5 protein-coding genes are annotated in these 4,183 nt (G+C 59.0%); 2 read left to right on the top strand and 3 right to left on the bottom strand.

What is annotated here, in order from left to right:
• The coding region (deoR, locus tag CW267_RS29590) for a DNA-binding transcriptional repressor DeoR (RefSeq protein ID WP_101148710.1) at positions 1-552 on the top strand (552 nt) is incomplete at its 5' end.
• A 39-nt stretch (positions 553-591) separates the two neighbouring features.
• Here deoR and dacC read toward each other — a convergent pair.
• On the bottom strand, positions 592-1,794 hold the full coding sequence (gene dacC / locus CW267_RS29595; RefSeq protein WP_004201290.1) for a serine-type D-Ala-D-Ala carboxypeptidase: 1,203 nt from the start codon (positions 1,792-1,794) through the stop codon (positions 592-594).
• Between the two features lie 255 nt (positions 1,795-2,049).
• Between dacC and CW267_RS29600 the strand changes: the two genes are divergently transcribed.
• Positions 2,050-2,676, top strand: coding sequence for a glutathione S-transferase family protein (locus tag CW267_RS29600; protein ID WP_046622758.1), 627 nt, complete (start codon positions 2,050-2,052; stop codon positions 2,674-2,676).
• A gap of 2 nt (positions 2,677-2,678) precedes the next feature.
• On the opposite strand, the gene CW267_RS29605 is transcribed toward CW267_RS29600, so the two are convergent.
• Both CW267_RS29605 and CW267_RS29610 read right to left on the bottom strand, forming a co-directional pair.
• On the bottom strand, positions 2,679-3,788 hold the full coding sequence (locus tag CW267_RS29605; RefSeq protein ID WP_047666181.1) for a PQQ-dependent sugar dehydrogenase: 1,110 nt from the start codon (positions 3,786-3,788) through the stop codon (positions 2,679-2,681).
• Between the two features lie 115 nt (positions 3,789-3,903).
• Positions 3,904-4,183: biofilm formation regulator BssR (locus CW267_RS29610; RefSeq protein WP_101148711.1), on the bottom strand; the 280-nt coding region annotated here is incomplete at its 5' end.

Below are 4,183 nucleotides of genomic sequence, written 5' to 3' on the forward strand. Positions count from 1 at the left end.
GATCAAAAAACCCGGCTGGTCGAGGAAAAGCGCCGCGCCGCTCGCCATGCGGCCGCGCTGCTAGAGGCCCATCAGATGGCTTTCTTCGACTGCGGGACCACCACGCCGTGGATCATTGACGCCATCGATGATGCCCTGCCCTTCACCGGCGTCTGTTACTCCCTGAATACCTTCCTGGCCCTGCAGGAGAAACCGCAGTGTCGCGCGGTCCTGTGCGGTGGGGAATTTCACGCCAGCAACGCGATTTTTATGCCGCTGAGCCTTGAGGACACCCTCAGCCATCTGAGCCCTGACATCGCCTTTTACTCGGCGGCAGGCATTGACTGCGAGCAGGGGGCGACCTGCTATAACCTGGAGGAGCTGCCGGTCAAGCACTGGGCGATGCGTCACGCGCGCTACCACGTGCTGGTGGTCGACCACAGCAAGTTTGGCAAAGTGCGTCCGGCGCGCATGGGGGCGTTAGCGAAATTTGACGTGATCGCCAGCGATATCTGCCCGGATGATGAGCTGGTCGCGCTGGCGAAGGCGCAGCAGATCTCCCTGCTGTATTGAGGCGTCACTGACCGCGCCCCGCCGGGCGCGGTCATGGCATCAGGAGAACCAGCTGCCGAACCAGCCGTGGAGTTTCATCAGTACGAAGTCGATCATCCGGCTGAAGAAACCGCCCTCTTTCACCGGCTCCATGACGATCAGCGGGCGCTGCTCGATGGTTTTATCATTCAGCTTAAAGTCGATAGTCCCGACCACCTGCCCCTTCTCCAGCGGCGCGGTAAGCTGCGGCTGATTTAAGGTGTAGCTGGCTTTCAGGTTTTTCAGCTGGCCCTTCGGCAGGGTGATAGAGCCCGCCTCGCCGGCTCCCAGTTTCGCTTCGCTGCTGTCGCCAAACCATACGCGCTGGGTAACGAAGGTGGCATCCGGTTTAATCGGCGTCACGGTTTCATAGAAGCGGAAGCCCCAGGTCAGCAGTTTTTCTGACTCGTTAAAGCGAATGCGGTCAGTTTTGGTCCCCAGTACCACGGCGATCAGACGCATATCACCCTGGGTGGCTGAGGAGACCAGGTTATAGCCGGCCCCGGCGGTGGTCCCGGTTTTCACACCATCGGCGTTGAGGTTGGTGCTCCACAGCAGACGGTTGCGGTTCGGCTGGCGAATTTTATTGAAGGTGAACTCTTTCTCTTTATGTACCGCGTACTCTTCCGGCACATCGTGGATCATCGCTTTGGTCAGCAGCGCCATATCGCGGGCGGTACTGAACTGACCCGGCGCATCAAGGCCGTGGACGGTCATAAAGGTGGTGTTGGTCAGCCCCATTTTTTTGGCATAGCCGTTCATCAGGCTGACGAATGCGTCCTGGCTGCCCGCCACGTAGTCGGCAATGGCAATGCTGGCGTCGTTACCGGACTGAATAATGACCCCTTTATTCAGATCTTCCACCGAGACCTGCATGCCGGGCTTGAGGAACATCACCGATGAGCCGCGCAGCGCCGGGTTGCCGGTCGCCCAGGCATCACGTCCGACGGTCACCATATCGGTGAGCTTGATTTTTCCCGCTTTTATCGCCTGCCCCACCACGTAGCTGGTCATGATCTTCGTCAGACTGGCCGGGTCGAGTTTTTCATCGGCATTGCCTTCGCTGAGCACCTTCCCGCTGGCGTAGTCCATCAGGATCCAGGCGCGAGCGTCAATCGAAGGGGCGTCGGGGAGTTGTTCTGCAGCCTGCACCGCAGGTGCGACAAGAAATAACAGCGCGCAACCTGCAGCGAGGCCGCGAAGGGAAAAAGCGTCATGCATCATAAGAGCCACCCAAGTATCCTTTCCAAACAAAATATGCCGCACCACTCTGACCGCGCCGCAGCAACCGGTGAGTAAAGCGTACAAATGACCTTAAAGAAACAGCGAGTTGGTAAAGTTTTTAAAGTTTACGCAATAACGTGCCGCTGTGCTTTAATCAGAACAACTTTTTTGATCGTGATTGCCTAAATATTAACTTTATCCCAACATGATCGCCGATCGCGCTGCAACGGCAGTGAAACAAACTCAGGAGCGAAAATGATTACACTGTGGGGACGTAATAACTCGACCAACGTGAAGAAAGTACGCTGGGTGCTGGAGGAGTTGGATCTTCCTTATGAGCAGATCCTCGCCGGGCTGGAGTTTGGTCTCAATCATGACCCGGAATATCTGGCGATGAACCCGAACGGGCTGGTGCCGCTGTTAAAAGACGATGCTACCGGGGTGGTGTTGTGGGAATCAAATACCATTATTCGCTACCTTGCCGCCCAGTACGGCGTCGATCGCCTGTGGCTGGCCGCACCGGCGCAGCGCGCGCAAGGGGAAAAGTGGATGGACTGGTCCAACGGCACGCTCTCTCCCGCCCATCGCCCGGTGTTAATGGGCCTGGTCAGGACGCCGCCGGAGCAGCGCGATCCGGCGGTCATCGCCGCGGGGATCGGCGCCTGTGAATCGCTGTTTGCCATGCTTGATGACGAACTGGCGAAAACGCCATGGCTCTCTGGCAAGCACTTCGGCCTTGGCGATATTGCCGTTGCCCCCTTCGTCTACAATCTGCTGACGATCCTCGATACCTGGCAACCGCGACCCCATCTGCAGCGCTGGTATCAGCAGATTAGCCAGCGCCCCGCCTGGCACGCGGTCGTGAAGATCCCGGTCACCTGAGGTTAACCCTCCGGACTCAAGCGCAACAGTTCGCCGTTAGACTCGTCGGTTAATACGTACAGATAGCCGTCGGGTCCCACGCGGACGTCGCGGATACGCTTCCCGCGCGCCTCCAGTAACCTCCCCTCCTCGCGGACCTGATTACCGTCCACCGATAAGACGATAAGCGACGTCTCCTTCAGCGCGCCGATAAACAGCTTATGCTGCCACTGGGGAAAAGTCTGCGCCGCGTAAAAGGCCATCCCGCTCACCCCGGGGGAGACCGGCCAGACATACAGGGGAGGCTCGGTACCCGGGGCCGTCTTGCCCTTGGCCTCCGGGATCGGCAGGCCGCTGTAGTTAATGCCATGCGTCGCCAGCGGCCAGCCGTAGTTTTTCCCCGCCTGCGGGATGTTAATTTCATCCCCGCCGCGCGGGCCGTGCTCATTGAGCCACAGCGCGTCGCTCCATGGGTTCATCGCCATGCCCTGCGGATTGCGAATACCGTAGGCCCAGATCTCTGGCCTGGCGTCAGCCCGGCCGACAAAGGGATTATCCGGTGGAACGTCCCCGCTCTCCGTCAGGCGGACCACTTTCCCCTGCAGCTTGCTGAGCTCCTGGGCGGTGGCACGCTGATTGTTCTCTCCCAGACCGATAAACAGATACCCTTTGCCGTCGAACACCAGCCGGCCACCGAAATGATTGCCCACGGAGAGCTTCGGCTGCTGGCGAAACACCACGGTAAAGTTCGACAGCTGCGTGGCATCCTCACTTAACCGCCCGTAGCCTACCGCGGTGCCCGCTTTGCCGCTGGCGTCGCTTTCCGCATAGCTCAGCCATACCCGTCGCGACTGCGCAAAATCCGGCGCCAGCGCTACATCCAGTAAGCCGCCCTGGCCGTTGGCCCGCACCTGCGGCACGCCGGATATCGGCGCCGACAGGCCTTTACCTGGCTGCCAGCGCTTGAGCTCGCCGCCGCGCAGGGTAATCAACATGCCCTGATCGTCGGGGAGAAACGCCAGACCCCACGGATGGGCCAGCCGGTTTTGCAATACCTCCACCCGCACCGCGGCCTGGCTCAGGGCTGGCAGCGCTAAGGCGCTCAATATCAACAGCAGCGGGATTGGACGCATGGCATTCTCCTTTAGTCAGCTCTGCGCTAAAGGGTAGCCAGCGGGGAAATTTGCGCGGGGATTTTTACATAACCTTTAACAGGGGAAGCGTCCACTTCCCCTGAGTTTCAGCCGATCAGGCATGAGTGATTGGCGACAATTTATTCAATTTATGAATATTTGAAGTCAATCCTGTCAGACAGCGTTCTAGCTTCTCTACGTTAACAGCGATGTACAGCGGACAATCATGATGCCCGCTCATCAGGCATACTGCAGCGGCGGCGAGGGACTCGCCCGCCAGGCGAAGGGCCTCCTTCTCCTCCGGTGAAACGACATTCTGCAGGCGCGGGGCCTGCGCACGCATTTCACGGCAAAGCTCAAACAAGTTATCACGCAGATGGTCATTTTCGCTGACT

The sequence above is a fragment of the Klebsiella sp. X1-16S-Nf21 genome (assembly GCF_002837615.1).
In the GTDB taxonomy this organism is placed as follows: Bacteria; Pseudomonadota; Gammaproteobacteria; order Enterobacterales; family Enterobacteriaceae; genus Klebsiella; species Klebsiella variicola.